Origin of the sequence: Acinetobacter sp. YH12117 (assembly GCF_013418865.1) — a bacterium.
Classification (GTDB): Bacteria; Pseudomonadota; Gammaproteobacteria; order Pseudomonadales; family Moraxellaceae; genus Acinetobacter; species Acinetobacter indicus.
Genome location: NZ_VPBF01000004.1, coordinates 17854 through 35952, shown reverse-complemented (window position 1 = coordinate 35952; position 18099 = coordinate 17854). Strand labels below are relative to the sequence as shown.

The following is an 18099-nucleotide window of genomic DNA, read 5'->3' as shown; positions in this document are numbered from 1 at the left end:
ATGATCGCAAAATAAAATGGCAGGAATGTGGATGCACGCGGATGCAACAGTATTATTTTTCCCTCCATGACACCACACAACAGTTATTTCTGCATCGGGGGCCGGCCGCCGAAACAGAATTTATCTAGCTGGACTATACCCGGGAAGATGTACGCCAGCATCCGGAACAGTGGCAGCAACAGGTACTGCAGCACACCCAGCTGTGGCTGAATGAATATCATCTGCGAGATATTTTAAATCTGGAACATCCCTGTAATTTCGACAGTCTGGAAGATTATGACCTGCTGATTTTCCGCAAACTGATTACTCCGGATGACCAGATTTATAACTTTAATGACGAAGCGCATGAGCATGTGTTTGGCTTAAGCACCACACCGGTCAGTTTTATTCTGACCCCGCAGGTGCTTATTACGGTGAGTGAGCAGGGCAATAAAGCCATCGAAAATTATATTGCCCGTTTAGATACCATTTTAAGCCGGCCGGCTGAAGAGCAGAATAAACCAAAAAAACTGGCGACCTCGCCTCTAGATTTGGCCTTACGTTTACTGAACAGTATGGTCGATGACTATTTAAACCTGCGTCATCCTTTAACCCGCCGGGTCGAGTTTTGGCAGCGTGAGCTGTTGCAGGGCCATCGCCGTTTTAACCAGTGGCATCAGTTGCTACAGGAAAATATGGCATTTCAGCATGTGGAAAATCTGTGTGAAGAACAGATTGATACCTTGCAGGAACTGCGCGATGAAATTGTCGAAAACTATCTGCATTTAAAAGGCAAGAAACGCAGTGAAAAACAGGAAATCATGCTGGTGCGGGTAGATGACTTAAGCAGCCATGTGGCCCGCATCCAGAAACATACCTTGCGTTTAAGAAGTGCCATTCAGGCGGCCATTGACCTGCATTTTTCTGCCATTGCCAACCAGACCAATGAAAATATGCGGATTCTGGCGATTATTACCGCGGTGTTTGCACCCTTAACCCTGTTAACCGGAATTTACGGCATGAATTTCGTGATGATTCCGGGGCTGGATTCACCCTATGCTTTCTGGGTGATGCTTGGCACCATGCTTATTACCACCTTGTTGCTGCTGTATTATTTTTATCGGCGGCATATGGTGGGGCGCGGTGAAAAAAGTGTGCTGGACATGCTTTCGCAGCGGCCGGATCGGACCCGGATGGACCTGTTCTGGTTTCTGGATTATGTGCCTGGCAAGCCATTACTGCCGGAAGGTCAGAACGCTCTTCGAGATTCTCAGCTTAAACCAAAATAATGCAGCCTTCATTTGCCTGCCCGAAAGAAAGCATCTGCTTTCTTTCGGGCAGCGTGCAGATTTCATCGCACTGCAATAAAAACCGGTTAAGGTGAAGATGAAGGATTTTGCTGGGCCTGCTGCAAAAGCTGATAAATCTGATCTTTCAGTTTTAATTTTTTGCGTTTCAGCGCCTCGATATCATCATTAATCTGATGAACCGGATCAAGCTCGAGCTGGCTGATTTTCCGGTCCAGATGTTCATGATCTTCAAACAGGCGCGCAAAATGTGGGTTGTCTTCGCGCAGTTGTTGCATTAATTCCCGAAACTCCGGGAACATGAGTTTGACCTTTTTGTTGCATTCTTTTGTTTTCATTGCGACCGTCTATTTTCCCAAAAATAAAGAGAGGGAAATACGCAGATTTCCCTGTAGAGAGTAAATGGCGTGGTGCCTAGCTTTGTCTTAAATGCAGATGTTTGACTTCTTTGCGCAAATTTTGCAGCTCATCAATCAGATCGAGCATCATGGCGACGGCAGAAAAGCTGGCATTAAAATCACGTTGCAGGCGATAGGCCTGGCGGGCACGAGAGACATCTTCCCCAAAAAACTGGTGAATCCGTTCTTCCGGACGTGAAGGGAGAATGTCATATTCTAAAAGCTGTAATACCCATTCCGGGCTTTGACCACAAGCTTCAGCAAAATGCTCTAAATCAAAAGATACGCGCTCATCTATAATTTCAGCTTGTGGGCGACCAGACTGGGAGTTTTCGCGATATTGGATCGTGGTCATGGCTTACTCCTTTTAGCTTGAACTTGTTAAAACAAGGAAGAGCAGATGCATGGGTTGTTCTAACGTAATTTCGGGTCTATGCGCTGCGCTCTTGTTGTTTTATCTGAAGGATTAATTTTATTTAAAACCATATTTCAGCATTTGGCTGTTTTGTTTGGTATTCCTTTGTGCTTGAAACGTAGCCTTGCTTGCTTTTTCGCCATTTTGCTGGCACCAAGGACGCTCAGCAGGCCTACTTTTGGCTAATCTCCAGTTTAAATAAACTGTTTAAATTTTATTCATTATTCAGGCTTTCGAGAGGGACGGACAGAGGGTAGAGCAACTATATTGTTTCAAATTATGTCCATATCATTAAGATAAAATGAAGGCTTCCGTAGAAGCCTCTTGTAAACTTGTTGAAGAATCAGTATTTAATCCAGGTCACGCTACGACCAATCACGGAAACACCGACATAGCCGCGTAAGGTCAGGCGTTTACCGTTGGCACTTAGGCGTGCCTTGCCTTTATAGACTTTGCCACCAATCGGGTCGAGTACACTGCCTTGCACAAACTGTAACGGGTTTTTTGGATCCTGCTTAAAGCCCCAGATAAATGGCAAGCCGATAAACGGTTTGTTTTTAAGCTGGCCCGGACATTGGTGGCAAATATTCATTTTTTCTGCACCCGGAATGTTGCGGGTTTCAACAATAATACCTTCATAGGTGCCATCTGGCTTTTTACGGATTTCGACATCGGCACGGGAATAACTGGTACGGTCATCAATTGTTTTCCATTTCCCCACCAATGGATCATTCTCTGCGAAAGATACGCCTGAAACTGTTGCCAAAAGCAATCCAGCAACAATCCCTGTAAATCCCTTTTTCATGATTATTATCCCACAACGCAATGCGCGTTATTAAAATTAGAGTAAAGTACCTAATTCTATAGAAGAAAATACTGTTAAATCAATGAGATAATAAGTGAAAACGATCACAATAAGATATGAAACTGCTAAGTAGTTTAAGCTATTGCGTGCGCTTGAATTCATCAGTCAGGTTATAAACTGAATATGTGCTTGCGGTAGATGAATAAAGCGGTATGGTTTGTCGTAATCCAGTCGCTTAAAAAAGATGAGTAACAGCTTGAGCGAGATTGATGCTGAGTTCAGTAAAAAGCGTGCGCTATTTGAAGCTATATCTACAGCGCAAAAAGCTTGAATAAACGTATGAAACTAAATATAAAAAAAGAGACCAAACCGTTCTCCGGTTTGATCTCTTGGTCGGCTTGAATGGTGCGGCTTAGCTTAGGTGTTCACCAAACAGGCCGAGTGCTTCTTCTGCAGTAAACTGATAACGTGCATTACAGAACTGGCAATCCATCACAATCGGGTTTTGATGTTCCAAGGTTTCGCGTACTGCATTGGCCCCAATCTGGGTCAGTGCCGTAGCACAGCGTTCTTTGGAACAGGTACAGCCAAATTTAAGATGTTCAACTTCTGGCAGACGTACTTCTTCTTCGTTGTACAGACGGTACAATACTTCCTGAACTTCCAGATCGGTCAGTTCGCTGGTTTTCAGGGTTTCGGTCAGCATGGTCAGACGTGGCCATAAATCTTCATCTACACGTTGCTGTTCTTCTTCGCTATTTCGCGGTAACAGCTGAATCAGCAAACCGCCAGAACGCTGGTCGTTGCTGGCCAGTACAATACGGGTTGGAATTTGTGCAGATAAATCATAGTATTGCATCAGGCAGCCGGCCAGGTTTGGCTTGTCTAAAGGCACAATACCCTGATAACGCTCACCAAATTCCGGTTCAATATTAATAAACAGCACCGGATTGACCAGGGTTTTAAGTACCGTGCTGCTGTCTTCAGCCTGCTGGAAATGTGGATCTGGTTCATAATCTGCCAAAGCACGAATTTCACCCAGATGGTTACATTCGGCCATTGCCCATTTAAAGGTACCGCTGGCCTGAATTTGCAGGCTAATCCGACCTTTAATTTTTAAGGTACTGGCCAGCAAAGCGGTGGCACTGAGCATTTCTCCCAAAAGGACCTGAATGGCTGGCGCATAGTCACGTTGGGCCAAAATGGTTTGCAGGGCTTCTTCAAGATGAACAATCTCACCGCGGACAGGGCTATCTTCAATAAAAAAGCGTTGGCGTAAATCAGACATAAAATTCTCCATAACCCTGCATTAATGGTGATGATATTGTAAATCACAAGTCAGTTTGATTCATTACGTGTTACATCAATATGATGGTTTTGTAGTGAACGCTTTAAATCTACACCGGTCGGGCTTTCCCGGACCTGAGCATCATTCTCGAACAGGTGCTCCAGCTCGGCCAGTGCATTGCGATGAGTTTCATAGATTTTTTGCTCATCGGTATAAATATTCTGCTGCTGGGCCAGTAATTTTTCATCATAACTGCGAAACAATTCGATACTCTTGTAAGCATCTTCTTCAGCAATACCCTGGTCGCGCAGCGCGCAATAGGCCATGCCTAAAGAAGATAAATAGGTTTCGCGCCAGATGTGTTCAACGCCTAAATCCCGCAATAAATGCACATGATGGCGGTCACGGGCACGCACCAGCAGTTTGAGCTGCGGATAATTCAGGCGGATATGCCGGGCCACATTCATCGAGTCTTCAATATCATCAATGGCCAGAATAAAGGTCTTGGCATGTTCAATCCCCGCAGCACGTAAAATATCGGGCTGGGTGGCATCGCCATAATAGACTTTACCGCCATAATTGCGCACAAAATCAACTTTATCCAGGTTGCTGTCAATGGCGGTATAGGGTAGGTGCTGCAAATAGGCCACCCGTGCAATAATCTGCCCAACCCGGCCAAAACCGGCAATAATCAGCGCTGGATGCGCATCGGGAATCTGGTCATATTCCGGCGTCTTGTCCTGATTCAGACGCGGAATCACCTGGCTGGTCATGAACCAGTACAGCACCGGGGTTAGCACCATCGACAGGGTCACCATCAGGGTAATCGGCTCTAAAATGGCCTGTGCCACCACTTTTTCTGTTAAGGCAACCTGTAACACCACAAAGGCAAATTCACCGCCTTGCGCCAGACAGGTGGCCAGTAGCAAACTGTTTTGCCAGGAATATTTAAAATACCGGGCAATTGCGGTCAGGGAAATAAATTTCACCAACAGCAGTACTAAGGCGCCGCCGAGAATGAACAGTGGACTGTCGATCAGCAGGGACATCTGAGTGGTCATCCCCACGGTCATGAAAAACAGGCCGAGCAATAGTCCTTTAAACGGTGCAATACTGGCTTCCAGTTCATGCCGGAATTCGGAATCGGCCAGTAGCACCCCGGTCAGGAAGGCGCCAAGCGTGGTGCTAATCCCCAAGACATCCATCAGGCAGACCACGGCCAGCACAATAAACAGGCCGACCGCGGTAATCAGCTCATGCGCGCCGGTTTTGGCAACAAAACGGAAAAACGGGCGCATGAGATAACGGCTAAATAAAAACAGTCCGCTAAAGGTGGCCAGAATCGCGGCGAAATAGGCCAGCCCATGATGAGTCGATTCAGTACCGGCCAGCAAGGGAATAATTGCAATTAATGGAATGGCGGCGATATCCTGAAATAGCAGAATTGAAAAAGACTGCTGGCCATAACTGCTGTTCAGTTGCTGTTTTTCATTTAAAAGTTGCAGCACAAAGGCGGTTGAGGACAGGGCCAGGGCAAAACCAATAATCAGGCTGGCGGCAATCTGCTGCTGCAAACTGAAAAACACCAGAATCGCCAGTAACAGGCCAGTGACGGCCACCTGCGCGCTGCCCATGACAAAAATCGACTGACGCATTTGCCAGAGCCGCTGGGGTCTGAGTTCCAGACCAATAATGAACATCAGTAAAATGACGCCAAATTCAGCCAGTTCCTGAATGGCTTCCGGGTCGCTGGCGATATTGAACACACTCGGGCCCAATAAAATACCGGTAAACAGATAGCCGAGTACGGTGGCAATCCCAAAACGCTTGAGCAGCGGAACCAGTAATAAAGAGGCACCCAGAAACAGGGTGATTTGCAGCAGTAACGACATCGACAATCCTAGGAGTTATGGTGCCCTCAGGCTGCAGCTAAGTCAGTGGTTAACTGAATTCCTGAGGGTCTATATCTAAGCTAAGTTTCATATTTGATGGCTTGTGATGCAACATATTTTGCCACCATGCACGTAGATAAAAATGTAAACGGGCACGATCTTGCGACAACAATACTAAATGGGCCTGATAGCGGCCGGCCTTGCGTTCCATTGGTGCCGGAATCGGTCCCCAGATATCAATTAACTGTTCAGAATTTTCTCGCAGCCATTGAGCATGTTGCTGTAAAAACTGCTGATTCTGCTCCTGACTTTTAGATTCGCAGCGAATCAGGGCGGTATAGCGAAATGGGGGCAGCAGGGCGGCCTGACGTTCTTTTAAGGTTTGCCGGGCAAAGGCACGATAATCCTGCTCGACCAGGGTGCTCAGCAGCGGATGATCAGGACGCAGGGTCTGTAAATAGACATCGCCTTTATGTTCACCGCGGCCGGCACGACCGGCCACCTGCACAATCAGCTGCGCAGTCCGCTCTGGCGCCCGGATATCAACACTTAACAGGCCGGCATCAATATCCAAAATCGCCACTAGAGTCACATAAGGAAAATGGTGGCCTTTGGCCAGCATTTGGGTGCCGAGCAGAATCAGCGGCTGGCTGGTTTGAATGCGGTCATAAATTTTTTGCCAGCTGCCGACGCGGCTGGTGGAATCGCGGTCCACCCGCACCACATCGTAATCCGGGAACAGCTGTTGCAGGTTTTCTTCAACCTTGGCTGTGCCCATGCCCAGGGTTTTCAGTTCGCTATGCTGGCACTGCGGACATTGCTCCGGCTTGCGGTGAATGGTGCCACAATGATGGCAATGCAGATGGGTATATGGACTATGATGCAGGGTAAAATTGGCATCACAGTGTGGGCATTGTGCCTGCCAGCCACAGCTGTCACAGACCAGCACTGGCGCATAACCGCGGCGGTTTAAGAAAATCAGCACCTGTTCTTTTTTCTGCAGGCGTTTTTTGATTTCCTGAATCAGCAGCAGGCTTAGACCTTGCTGCTTTTGCGCAACTTTTAAATCAATGATGTGAATTTTCGGCATCAGTGCCGGGCCGGCACGCTGGTTCAGTTCCAGACGGATCATTTTACCCTGTTCCGTTAAGGCATAGCTGTCAATGCTGGGCGTGGCCGAACCGAGAATCACCGGGCAGTGTTCTAAATGAGCACGGTATAAGGCCACATCGCGGGCATGGTAACGAAAGCCTTCCTGCTGTTTAAATGACAGGTCGTGTTCTTCATCCAGAATAATCAGCCCCAGATTGGGCAGCGGGGTATAAATTGCCGAGCGTGTACCAAGAATAATCGAAGCCTTGCCAGTCTGGGCGGCCTGCCAGGCCTGCAGACGTTTGCTGTCATTTAAACCGGAATGCAGCAGCGCAATATGACAGTGAAAACGAGACTGGAAGCGGCTAATGGTTTGAGGGGTCAGGCCAATTTCCGGCACCAGCACCAATACCTGTTTTCCCTGTTTTAGCACTTCCTGCATGATCTGCAGATAGACTTCGGTTTTACCACTGCCGGTCAGACCATCGAGTAAAAAGGCCTGATAACGATGCTGTGCTTTCAGTACGGTTTCAATGGCCCGTTTCTGGTCGCTGTTCGGGGTTAACGGCATTTGCGCCAGCGTCATTGGCACCGGGCTAAAATCCTGCTGCTCCAGATCGCAATAGCAAATCTGCTTTTTTTCCAGCGCTTTTAAGGTTGCAGTTTCAATACCGGCCAGATTCAGGATATTTTCTGAAGTCCCGCTCGGATGCAGCTTCAGGACTTTATAAGCCTCCTGCTGCTTCTCGGAGCGCTTCAGTTTGGCTTCGGCCTGATCATCCAGTAGTTTCCACATTCGTGCCAGTAAATTATACGGGCGTCCCTGACGTAACAGGCTGGGCAGGGCGCTATGCATCACTTCGCCAATCGGAAACTGATAATACTGCGCCGACCATGTCAACAAAGTTAAAACTTTCTGATCTAGAATCGGCTGCTGGTCGAGCAGCTCGCTAATGGCTTTCAGTTTAATCTTGGGGTCAAGCGGATGATCGGGCGGGAGTTTTTCAATAATGATGCCCACCAGATTCTGCCGGCCAAAGGACACCAGCACCCGCGCGCCGACGGCAGCCTGCTGATATTCAGCCGCACTGAGCATATAGTCAAACCCGTCATACAGATAGACCGGAACAGCTACACGAACACGGTAGATGGGGGCGGGATGGACGGGCGAATTTGGCATAACAGCGGGTCTGCTTCCTGATGAAAATGTCGTCGTGCTCGATCTGGAGTTATGATAGAGTGAGCAAATAATTTATATCTCAGAATATGAATGATTTTGGTGGTGAGACGCAACTGCGTTGAATAATTTTTTGGAAAATTAGAGCATTACAATGCCTGCATATCAGTTTACAGCCCTTGATGCATCAGGAAAGCAGCAAAAAGGGGTTTTAGAAGGGGATTCTGCACGGCAGATTCGTCAGCAATTGCGTGACAAGGCCCTTATCCCGATTAGTGTTGATCCGGTAGAACAAAAACAGAAGCATCAGGCCCAGCGCTGGTTCCAGAAAAAAATGACCGCTTATGATCTGGCCTTAATGACCCGGCAGCTGTCGGTACTGGTAGCCGCAGCCATCCCGCTGGAAGAAGCCTTGCGCGCCGTGGCCAAGCAAAGTGAAAAAGCCCATGTGCAGAATTTATTGCTGTCAGTACGCTCCAAGGTTTTAGAAGGATATTCACTGGCCAATGCCTTGCAGCAGTCGGGGCATTTTCCGGATTTATATATTGCCACCATTGCCGCCGGGGAACGTTCTGGACATCTGGATTTAATTCTGGACCAGCTGTCGGACTACACTGAAAACCGCTTTGCCATGCAGAAAAAAGTGCAGGGCGCGATGATTTATCCGATTATTTTAATGCTGATGTCCTTTGCCATTGTGATGGGGCTGATGACCTATGTGGTGCCGGATATTGTCAAAACCTTTGATCAGGACAAAGGCGCCTTGCCGTGGATTACCGTGGCGTTAATGCAAGCCAGTGATTTTATCCGTCTGGCCTGGCCCTTTTTGCTGGTCGGGACGATTCTGGGCATCTTCCTGTTGGTCCGCTTTTTAAAAACCTCGGCCGGCCATTATGCATTTGATCGTTTAACCCTCAAACTGCCACTATTTGGTAAACTGTCACGTGGTATAAACGCAGCACGTTTTGCCAGCACCCTGTCGATTCTGACCCAGTCCGGTGTACCATTGGTTGATGCCTTAAAAATTGGCGCTGCGGTCAGCAGTAACTGGGTGATCCGCGATTCGGTTAATCTGGCGGCCGAGAAAGTCACCGAAGGGGGGAACTTGGGCACCCAGCTGGAGCGCAGTGGTTATTTCCCGCCGATGATGGTACAAATGATTAAAAGTGGTGAAGCATCGGGTGAGCTCGACCGGATGCTGGAGCGCGCATCGACCATGCAGGATCGGGAGGTGACCACGCTCATCTCGACCTTACTGGCGCTGCTGGAGCCCTTAATGCTGGTGCTGATGGCCAGTATTGTGCTGGTGATTGTGATTGCGGTGATGCTGCCTATTGTCAATATGAATAATATGATTTAAATCGAGACCCATTGAAGATAACAAATGATGAAAGATTCAAGAGAGAACCTGATGCAACGGAAATCCTATTCGAATAAACAGGCCGGTTTTACCCTCATTGAAGTAATGGTGGTGATTGTCATTTTAGGCGTGCTGGCGGCGCTAATTGTCCCGAACGTGATGGGCCGTGGTGAAAAAGCCAAAGTCGATACCACCGCAATTACCTTAAAAGGTGTGGCCGGCGCGCTGGATCAATACAAGCTGGACAATGGCCGTTATCCATCCATGCAGGATGGCGGTTTAGATGCGCTGGTCAATCAGCCCGCGTCAGCTAAAAACTGGTTGCCGGGTGGTTATGTCAAAGGCGGTTATCCAAAAGACAGCTGGGACAATGACATTCAATATGTAATTCCAGGCTCTGAAGGTCGCGCTTTTGACCTGTATTCTTTTGGTGCAGATGGTCAGCAGGGCGGTGAAGGCACCGATGCCGATATTTATTATCAGCCTTAAGCCGGCTTGATTATAAATGCCGTGATGGAATATATCACTTCACCTGATTGGACTATTCAATTAAAGGTGAAGTGATAATAGCTCTTAATTATAAAAAATATACTAATATCTTGATAAATATAGATTTAAGATAATCTTCCAGATTTGAGATTCATAATAAGAATTATTCCCAACAGTACTGATTACAATAATCCCGGGAATGTGGAGCAATATCATCTATTTATTTCATTAAAACCGTTCATAATAAGTCAAAAGGCACATATTTGTCTGGAGGATGGTATGAAAGCATTAATCTTGTCGGATGAAATTAACCAGTTTCACTGGACGATGCTGAAGTCTGTTCTGCTGATTTTAAGCCTGCTTCCCTTGAGTCAGGGCTTTTTGCATCTCTGGCAAAGCACCGAAGGCAGCAGCCAGATTATGGTCGGTTTCTTCGCCCTGAGCCTGATGAGCTCGTGCTTGCTCTTAAGTTTCTGGTCGGCGCTACAAGCCACTATTTTAAAACTAGAACCAGAACAGGCCTCTTGCTTTGAGCAGGCAGTGGTAAAAGTCTATCGTTATTTGCCGATGCTCTCTCTGGCGGCGATGCTGTCCTATCTGGTGACCCAGCTTTAAATATAGACAAAATAAAAAAACCGAGGCATGCACCTCGGTTTTTTTATTACGCCTCCCTTTTACAAAGGGTGAGAAGCACTGCTTCGTAAGGGAGGGATTTATAAAGTTAATCCCCTTAACCCCCCTTTGATAAAGGGGGACTTCATAGGCGAATTATCTTCTCGACTTAAAGCTCACATCGACCTTACGTGGACGATAGATCCAGCCCAAAACCAGCAACAGGAAGGAGAAGATCAGCACCGGCCAATCACTAAGGCGGGTATATAGGGTCTGGCCCTGCATTGCCGGTAACTCACCGCGCAGCACTGCTTCCTGATCAATCGGAGCCTGCTGCACAATATGACCCTGATGGTTAATAAAAGCGGTCACGCCGGTATTGGTGGCTCGAATAAACCAGCGGCCATTTTCTTTGGCACGCATCTGCACCATCTGTAAATGCTGCCACGGGCCGGCTGTACCGGTAAACCAGGCATCATTGGATACAGTCACCAGAAAATCACTCTGGCTGGCATTACGACGAGTCAGATTCGGATAGGCCACTTCATAACAGATGGCTGCACCCAACGGTGAGTTATGAATCATCAGCGGCTTTTGTTCTTTGGCACCGCGCGAAAAACCACTCATGGATGGATCATTCTGCAAGGCCGGCAAGACCCAGCTTAACAGGCCGGATAAAGGAATATATTCACCAAATGGCACCAGACGCTGTTTCTTGTATAAGCCTTCTGAATCTGTACCGGTGGCCATAATACTGTTGTAGTACATCGGCTGGCCATTTTGCTGAGATTCAGGCAGGTCCCAATACGGAATACCGGTGACCCAGGCACTTCCCGATTTTTCCGCCTCGGTTTTCATGGCCGCTAAAAACGGTTCGATATCGGTCTGGAACATTGGAATGGAAGATTCCGGCCAGACAATCAGGTCGCGGCCCCATTCGGTGCGGGTCAGTTCACTGTAGATCAGCAGGGTTTTCAGTTGATATTCGGTCAGCCATTTCAGGTCTTGTGGAATATTGCCCTGAATCAAGGACACGGACAGCGGCGGTTCATCTTTCTCGCTGACAAAACTGAGCTGGGAAGCACCCCAAGCACCGGCCAGGAGCAGCAATGACGGCACCAGCCAGAAGATGCGTTTATTCAGAATTTCCACCAGCGCACAGGCCAGAATAAGGGCCACAAACGACACTCCGAACACCCCGAATAAGGGCGCATAGCTGTCCAGAAAACGCTCAGTAAAGGCATAGCCGACAAATAGCCACGGGAAACCGGTAAATACCCAGGTTTTGGCCCATTCAAAGAACACCCACAGCGGAGCGAAAGTTAGTGGCGTTTCCGGGAAGAAGCGGCGATACAGCCAGGTTTGAATGGCGGTAAACAGCCCCATGGCCAAGGCCATAATCGCAATCATCAGCACGCTTAAAATGGCCGGGGTATCTCCATAGACATGAATGGAGGTATATAGCCAGAAGGCACCGACAAACCACAGGCCAATACCGTAGGCCCAGCCAATAAAAAAGGCCTGTTTGGCAGAGCGCTGACGTAAAACTGCATAAAGCAAGGCCGGAGACAGCAGGGCAATCCACCAGTAATAATACGGTGCCAGGGCAAAACTGAAAATGGCACCTGCGATTAAGGCAATCAGCAGGGGATAAACTAGCGGGAGCTGTTTGTGTTGTTGGGATGAATCTAACAGCTTGGTGAAATAAGTCCTCATTGACGTACAGCTCGAATCAGATGAATAGTGCGTGCATCTGCTTCAAGAATCTTAAACTGCCAATCCCCAATTTCAATAATTTGACCTTGCAGATCACTCACCAATCCAATTTCCTGAAGCAGTAAACCGCCGACAGTTTCTACTTCATCGTCAGAAAAATCAGCATCTAAAACATTGTTAAAGTGTTCAATTGGTGTAAGTGCCTGTACCAGCCAGGTGTTGGCGGTCTGCGGATCATGATCGGGCACAATGTATTGTGCTTCGGCATCAGCCTGATCATGCTCATCTTCAATTTCACCAACAATTTCTTCCAGAATATCTTCTAGGGTTACCAGACCTGAAGTACTGCCATATTCATCAATCACAATAGCAATATGGGTCTGGGTATTTTTCAGCATACGCAGGACCTGATCAGAACGTGCACTTTCCGGCACAAATAGTGGCTGACGCATCAGTGCCCGGATATCGACCTTCGGCGTTGGTTCGGTCAGAAAGGGTAATAAGTCTTTGGCCAGGAGAATGCCCACTACATTGTCAGGCTGGTCTGAAGAAAAGACCGGAAAGCGTGAATGAGCCGACTCGACCAGTACATGCAGAATATCCAGCAGCTCATCATCTTCCTGCAAGCTGATCATGGAAGTGCGCGGGGTCATAACCTCACGGATTTTGGTGGCCGGCAAATCCAGCACACCTTCCAGCATTGCCACAGTATCGGGTTCTAAAAAACGACGTGAATCTTGTACTAATTTTAGCAATTCATCGCGGGTTTCCGGTGCAGTACCTAACCATTTACGTAAGCCACGCATACCCCACGATGGGCCTGATTCCTCGTGCATGATCCTTCCTAAAGACTCGTTGTATCTAAAAAACTTGATTTAATCATACCGCAGAAAATACAGTTGTCTATTGTTTATCGACTTTCGCTGAAACAATGAATTTGATGATTTATCAGGCGGATAAAGCCAGCTTGCAGCATCAGTGGTTTTGCTGGCTTTGTGTTAGAATAGAAAAATTGTATCTCGCCGAGTTTTATTATGTCTGATTCATCCATTACCCCTGCCATTCAGCTAAATACGCGCGGTCTGCGTTGCCCTGAACCAGTGATGATGTTGCATCAAGCCATTCGTAAATCTAAATCGGGCGATGTGGTGGAGATTTTTGCCACCGACAATTCTACTTCGTGGGATATTCCAAAATTCTGTATGCATTTGGGCCATGAGCTGCTGTTACAGGAAGAAGTGCTGGATGCTGCTGGCAATAAAGAATTTCATTATCTGGTCAAAAAAGGCTAGGTCATCCTCCGACAATGCCGCGGTTTTAAAGGCCATGCTTTTTATCGGATAGTTACATATTGATAAACAAGCGGCCGGGTTGAAGCGATGTTTTATGTGGTTATTTTGTATAAAATAGCCACACTTTTTTTTAGCTATTTATTACAGAACAATGATGCCAAGCAATATATTTGCAGCACTAGAAAAATTAGGCCTCAGCCCACAAAAACGTGCCCTCCATATTCAATTTTCTCAGCCTGCCTTAAATGCCGATGTTTTTTTACAGCGCATCGATGGTGAACACCAGCTCAATGACGGTTTACATGCCGAACTGATCTGTCTTTCGACCAACGCACAGATTCCGTTAAAACAGTTTATCGGCGCGCAGGTTGCCGTCGATCAGGTCACTGACCAGGGCCAGCTGTTTCGCAGCAGCGGTATTATCACCGCAGCCGCGCAAGGCCAGAGTGATGGTTCACTCACGCTCTATAAACTTACGCTAGAAGATCCAACCGCACTCTGGCATAAACGCCGTAATAGCCGCGTGTTTATGAATAAAAGCGTACGCGAAGTCAGCGAGATTCTGTTTAAAGAATGGCAAAACAAAAGCCCACTCTTTGCCGCCAGCCTGACCCTGGACTTAACCGGACTGACCCAGGAACTGGATGTGCGTCCTTTTATCATGCAGTCCAATGAAACCGACTATGACTTTTTGACCCGACTCTGGCGCAGTGAAGGCATTAACTGGCTGATTGATGAAGCCCAGTTACAGGTCTTACATTCCAGTAGCCCGATTCAGGCCCAGAAATTACGCCTGATTGATGACAACAGCCAGTACAGCGCCTTAAATCGTCGCAGTATCCGCTTTCATCGCTCCAGTGCCACCGAACAATTAGACAGCATCACCCAGTTGATTGCCCAGCGCAGCCTGCAACCGACTGCCGTACATCTACAACGCTGGCAGTCAGACAGTCTCAGCCAGGAAGAAGGTGCCGGTTCCGTACAAAGCAAACACCAGCACAGTCATAATCAGGACAATGCCAGCTTAAGCCTGGAACAAGCCTGGCAGATCAGCCCGGCCTGGATGCAGGATTTAAATGGCGAAGACCAGGCCACCGCATCCTCTAATAACCAGCTGGACAAACTGAACCAGAACCTCAGTCACTACCACGACCTGCAATCCAAATACTTCAGCGCCCATTCCACCGTCCGTGATGCCCAGGTCGGCTACTGGTTTGAACTGAATGAACATCCCGAAATTGACCAGCACAGCGCAGCCGACAAAGAATTTCTAATTACCGGCAAACAGTTCTATAACCAGAACAACTTACCTAAAGACCTCAAGCAGCAGATTAACCAACTACTCAGCCAGAGCCACTGGCATAGCCATATTAATGTTAAACACGAACAACACCCGGATGAACGTCAAGGCAATACCTTAACCTTACAACGCCGCAATATCCGCACCGTACCGGAATATCATCCACTACGGCACCGACCGGCGGCTCATCCACAGCGCGCCCGGGTAGTCGGTCCTGCTGGCGAAAGCATCCATGTCGATGAATGGGGCCGGATTAAAGTCCGTTTCCTGTTTACCCGCAGTGATGACCACCAGCATGATGGCGGGGCCGGCAGTAATGACAATGACACCGATTCCGCCTGGGTGGATGTACTGACCCCCTGGGCCGGAGAAGGCTACGGGGCACGTTTCCTGCCACGGATTAATGAAATTGTGGTGATCGACTTCTTCGACGGTAACATCGACCGGCCATTTGTGGTGGGGCGTTTACATGAAGCAGAACGCTCGCCAACCCGCTTTGATACCCTAGGCCAGCTACCCGACACCAAAAAACTCAGCGGGATCCGCTCACAGGAAATTGAAGGTAGTGGCTTTAACCAACTACGTTTTGATGATACTCCGAAGCAGATTTCTACCCAGCTGCAAAGTAGTCATGGTTCTACCCAACTGAACCTGGGGAACTTGAGCCATCCCAAAGCCAGCGCTGAAAGTGATGGCCGTGGTGAAGGTTTTGAACTGAGAACCGATCAGTGGGGTGCAGTACGTGCTGGAGAAGGCTTACTGATTTCCACCCATCCACAGGCACAAGCCGAAGGCAATCATCTCGATGCCAGTGAAGCCAAGAGTCAGCTAGAAAGCAGCCTGAACAATGCTCAAGCCTTAAGTGAAGTGGCCAAAAACCAGCAGACCGATCCTTTAGAAGTTCTCGATAACTTAAAGAACTTTTTAGAGCAGATCGAACAGCAGGATGAAAGCAAAGCCGCTGCTTTTAAACAGGCACTGATGATTCTCAGTGCACCAAACTCTATTGCTTTAAGTAGCCAGCAAGATGTACACCTTTCTGCCGATGGTCAGATCAGCCACAGTGCAGGAGAGAGTATTAACCTGAGTACGCAGCAGTCTTTGATAGCACATGCCAGCCAGAAACTGAGTTTATTTGCAGCACAAGATGGTGCACGACTGTATGTAGGTAAAGGCAAGGTTGAGATTCAGGCACAGGGTGATGGTGCAGATCTTATTGCCAGAAAGGGGGTGCAGGTCATCTCCACAGAAGATGTTATTGATTTTAAAAGTGCTAAAGAAATTGTTTTAACGGCAGGCGGTTCACAGCTCAGAATTACTGGTTCGGGGATTTTTCCGACCACAGGTGGTAAGTTTGAGGTGAAAGCGGGGCAGCATCAGTTTGTACCTGGCACGAAAGTAAATATGAACTTACCATTCTTCCCACAAAGTGTGTGTTGGGAATGTTTGGCACGAAGAGCAAGTCAACGTGGTGCATTTGTCAATAAAGGGGATGGTTCATAAATGATAAATTTATTACATCCTGATTTACATCATTTTTTTGAAGAATATCCATCTGAGGAAAATAAGACTTATTTTATTTATGCGTTGGCTGATGCAGCACAAGACAGTTGGTTCTTAAAAAAGAATTCACATTTACATTATCGCAATTTATTAACAGAAGCTGCTGGTGATAAAGCTGCAGAAATATCACCTCATTTGGTTCAACTCGGGCACAATCATAATATCGAGTGGCACTATATCTCTAAACGCGTGGTTGGGACTCCTCGATTAACCTTAATAATAAGTTCTTTAGATTTTGATAGTTTATACTCACATTTGAGACAATTTCTAAATGTCCAATTTGAAGGTGGATTAGAGATGTATTTAGCATTTTGGGATCCAGCTATTCTTGGTACTTTAGTTGGTCAAATTTCAGATCAGACTCTTTATGTTCAGCAACAAGTGTTATCAGACCAGCAGAAGAAAGTGTTATTAGAGCCTATTCATAGTTGGTGGTATTGGGATCGAAAAGAAAAATTACATAAAATCATCGGTGGTAATGGTCATGAATCTCTGAAATTTTATGATTGGAAAAATCCGTTTACATTTACGCTACTACAAGAAGAATTGATGGTGGAAGCAACCTTTCCTGACCATTTGATTTATTATCTAAATCTGAATAACCCCTTCCTGGTTGAGGGCTTTAATGAATGGGAGCTTTACCAGTATGTTGTGGAAAAAATAGCATTAGCACGTGAATATGGTTTGGAAGGTACTCGGGATATTTTAAATTTTATTTGTCTAACGTTGATATATAAAAATACTTTCGAGCAAGAAGAGCTGCTTCAAAGTGTGCTGCTAAAAGTGAAAAATAAGATGATGACAATGGATCAGGCGATGGAAGACTTAGAGAGTTTAGTTGACGAAAACGAATAAACTCATAAAGCATAACTTTATGCTAACACAATTAATTTGGCATCAAAGAAACGTGAAGTTAGGAATATTCTTTAAGTAAATTAAAAATTATAGGTGATGTGATGAATATATTTAAAAAAATTGTGATGCTGCCAGTAGGCTTGGCTTTAGGTTTGGTAGGATGTAGTTCAGGTTCCAGTAAAACCTATATTCTTACGACAACATCGTTCGGTTATGACCCAAGATATAGACCTTATATTGTACAGGTGAATGGTGAAGAAGTTGGAGGAGGCTTTGGGGCAGCCACTAAACGATCTGCGATTATTACAGGTCCACAATACATCAAATGGGGGGAAGGAAATAGCTATAAAGAGCATATTGCAAAAAATGTCCCACACTTAACAAAGGAGGATTTAAAAGGTAAAAGCTATTTAGCAGTGCACCTTTATCCAGATGATACGGTTGAAATCACATTGACTGAAGGGCGAAATATGCCTGATGCTACAAAAATGGGATTAGAAGTGAGATCGAAATTAATTGATGAATTAAATGAGAGTGATAAAAAAATAAAAAGGTAAGA

The 18099-nt window shown here is 46.8% G+C and carries 15 protein-coding genes and 1 pseudogene; 8 read left to right on the top strand and 8 right to left on the bottom strand.

What is annotated here, in order from left to right; translation table 11 throughout:
* Positions 1-41: 41 nt before the first annotated feature.
* Positions 42-1268 (top strand): annotated as a pseudogene (locus FTU55_RS02740) (CorA family divalent cation transporter).
* 86 nt (positions 1269-1354) lie between these two features.
* Here the strand turns inward: FTU55_RS02740 and FTU55_RS02735 are convergent.
* From FTU55_RS02735 to FTU55_RS02710, 6 genes are all read right to left on the bottom strand, one after another.
* Positions 1355-1624 carry a YdcH family protein gene (locus tag FTU55_RS02735; RefSeq protein WP_034598128.1) on the bottom strand — a complete coding sequence of 90 codons (270 nt, stop codon included), beginning with the start codon at positions 1622-1624 and terminating at the stop codon, positions 1355-1357.
* A gap of 76 nt (positions 1625-1700) precedes the next feature.
* Positions 1701-2039 carry a chaperone modulator CbpM gene (locus tag FTU55_RS02730; RefSeq protein ID WP_005181858.1) on the bottom strand — a complete coding sequence of 113 codons (339 nt, stop codon included), beginning with the start codon at positions 2037-2039 and terminating at the stop codon, positions 1701-1703.
* Positions 2040-2442: 403 nt separating this feature from the next.
* The gene (locus tag FTU55_RS02725; RefSeq protein ID WP_005181860.1) at positions 2443-2904 is read right to left on the bottom strand and encodes a DUF2147 domain-containing protein; all 462 of its coding nucleotides are present in this window, start codon (positions 2902-2904) and stop codon (positions 2443-2445) included.
* A gap of 412 nt (positions 2905-3316) precedes the next feature.
* On the bottom strand, positions 3317-4192 hold the full coding sequence (locus FTU55_RS02720) for an Hsp33 family molecular chaperone HslO (RefSeq protein WP_005181862.1): 876 nt from the start codon (positions 4190-4192) through the stop codon (positions 3317-3319).
* Between the two features lie 50 nt (positions 4193-4242).
* Positions 4243-6084 carry a monovalent cation:proton antiporter-2 (CPA2) family protein gene (locus FTU55_RS02715; protein WP_016659637.1) on the bottom strand — a complete coding sequence of 614 codons (1842 nt, stop codon included), beginning with the start codon at positions 6082-6084 and terminating at the stop codon, positions 4243-4245.
* 49 nt (positions 6085-6133) lie between these two features.
* Positions 6134-8356, bottom strand: coding sequence for a primosomal protein N' (locus FTU55_RS02710; RefSeq protein ID WP_168408507.1), 2223 nt, complete (start codon positions 8354-8356; stop codon positions 6134-6136).
* Positions 8357-8507: 151 nt separating this feature from the next.
* On the opposite strand from FTU55_RS02710, the gene gspF reads away from it, so the two are divergent.
* The 3 genes from gspF (at position 8508) to FTU55_RS02695 (ending at position 10817) form a co-directional block, all read left to right on the top strand.
* Positions 8508-9713 (top strand): type II secretion system inner membrane protein GspF, encoded by a 1206-nt coding sequence (gene gspF / locus FTU55_RS02705; RefSeq protein WP_045795388.1) that lies wholly within the window; start codon positions 8508-8510, stop codon positions 9711-9713.
* A gap of 51 nt (positions 9714-9764) precedes the next feature.
* The gene (gene gspG, locus FTU55_RS02700) at positions 9765-10202 is read left to right on the top strand and encodes a type II secretion system major pseudopilin GspG (RefSeq protein WP_005181871.1); all 438 of its coding nucleotides are present in this window, start codon (positions 9765-9767) and stop codon (positions 10200-10202) included.
* Between the two features lie 279 nt (positions 10203-10481).
* Entirely contained in the window at positions 10482-10817 is a 336-nt protein-coding gene (locus FTU55_RS02695) for a hypothetical protein (RefSeq protein WP_016659636.1), read from the top strand.
* A gap of 153 nt (positions 10818-10970) precedes the next feature.
* Here FTU55_RS02695 and lnt read toward each other — a convergent pair whose 3' ends face one another.
* The gene (gene lnt, locus FTU55_RS02690; RefSeq protein WP_168381709.1) at positions 10971-12530 is read right to left on the bottom strand and encodes an apolipoprotein N-acyltransferase; all 1560 of its coding nucleotides are present in this window, start codon (positions 12528-12530) and stop codon (positions 10971-10973) included.
* Positions 12527-13366 carry an HlyC/CorC family transporter gene (locus FTU55_RS02685; protein WP_005181878.1) on the bottom strand — a complete coding sequence of 280 codons (840 nt, stop codon included), beginning with the start codon at positions 13364-13366 and terminating at the stop codon, positions 12527-12529. The genes lnt and FTU55_RS02685 overlap by 4 nt, the downstream gene beginning before the upstream one ends.
* Positions 13367-13564: 198 nt before the next feature.
* Between FTU55_RS02685 and tusA the strand changes: the two genes are divergently transcribed.
* From tusA to FTU55_RS02665, 4 genes are all read left to right on the top strand, one after another.
* Complete coding sequence (tusA, locus tag FTU55_RS02680) at positions 13565-13822, top strand: sulfurtransferase TusA (RefSeq protein WP_005181880.1); 258 nt, start codon at positions 13565-13567, stop codon at positions 13820-13822.
* A gap of 151 nt (positions 13823-13973) precedes the next feature.
* Positions 13974-16625, top strand: coding sequence for a type VI secretion system Vgr family protein (locus FTU55_RS02675; protein WP_180046125.1), 2652 nt, complete (start codon positions 13974-13976; stop codon positions 16623-16625).
* Complete coding sequence (locus FTU55_RS02670) at positions 16626-17540, top strand: DUF4123 domain-containing protein (protein ID WP_180046123.1); 915 nt, start codon at positions 16626-16628, stop codon at positions 17538-17540.
* A gap of 101 nt (positions 17541-17641) precedes the next feature.
* Entirely contained in the window at positions 17642-18097 is a 456-nt protein-coding gene (locus tag FTU55_RS02665; protein ID WP_180046121.1) for a hypothetical protein, read from the top strand.
* The last annotated feature ends 2 nt before the right edge of the window (positions 18098-18099 follow it).

Coding starts and splice junctions, on each gene's coding strand:
- FTU55_RS02735 (WP_034598128.1), bottom strand. CDS start 1,624: ATGAAAACAAAAGAATGCAACAAAAAGGTCAAACTCATGTTCCCGGAG.
- FTU55_RS02730 (WP_005181858.1), bottom strand. CDS start 2,039: ATGACCACGATCCAATATCGCGAAAACTCCCAGTCTGGTCGCCCACAA.
- FTU55_RS02725 (WP_005181860.1), bottom strand. CDS start 2,904: ATGAAAAAGGGATTTACAGGGATTGTTGCTGGATTGCTTTTGGCAACA.
- FTU55_RS02720 (WP_005181862.1), bottom strand. CDS start 4,192: ATGTCTGATTTACGCCAACGCTTTTTTATTGAAGATAGCCCTGTCCGC.
- FTU55_RS02715 (WP_016659637.1), bottom strand. CDS start 6,084: ATGTCGTTACTGCTGCAAATCACCCTGTTTCTGGGTGCCTCTTTATTA.
- FTU55_RS02710 (WP_168408507.1), bottom strand. CDS start 8,356: ATGCCAAATTCGCCCGTCCATCCCGCCCCCATCTACCGTGTTCGTGTA.
- gspF (WP_045795388.1), top strand. CDS start 8,508: ATGCCTGCATATCAGTTTACAGCCCTTGATGCATCAGGAAAGCAGCAA.
- gspG (WP_005181871.1), top strand. CDS start 9,765: ATGCAACGGAAATCCTATTCGAATAAACAGGCCGGTTTTACCCTCATT.
- FTU55_RS02695 (WP_016659636.1), top strand. CDS start 10,482: ATGAAAGCATTAATCTTGTCGGATGAAATTAACCAGTTTCACTGGACG.
- lnt (WP_168381709.1), bottom strand. CDS start 12,530: ATGAGGACTTATTTCACCAAGCTGTTAGATTCATCCCAACAACACAAA.
- FTU55_RS02685 (WP_005181878.1), bottom strand. CDS start 13,366: ATGCACGAGGAATCAGGCCCATCGTGGGGTATGCGTGGCTTACGTAAA.
- tusA (WP_005181880.1), top strand. CDS start 13,565: ATGTCTGATTCATCCATTACCCCTGCCATTCAGCTAAATACGCGCGGT.
- FTU55_RS02675 (WP_180046125.1), top strand. CDS start 13,974: ATGATGCCAAGCAATATATTTGCAGCACTAGAAAAATTAGGCCTCAGC.
- FTU55_RS02670 (WP_180046123.1), top strand. CDS start 16,626: ATGATAAATTTATTACATCCTGATTTACATCATTTTTTTGAAGAATAT.
- FTU55_RS02665 (WP_180046121.1), top strand. CDS start 17,642: ATGAATATATTTAAAAAAATTGTGATGCTGCCAGTAGGCTTGGCTTTA.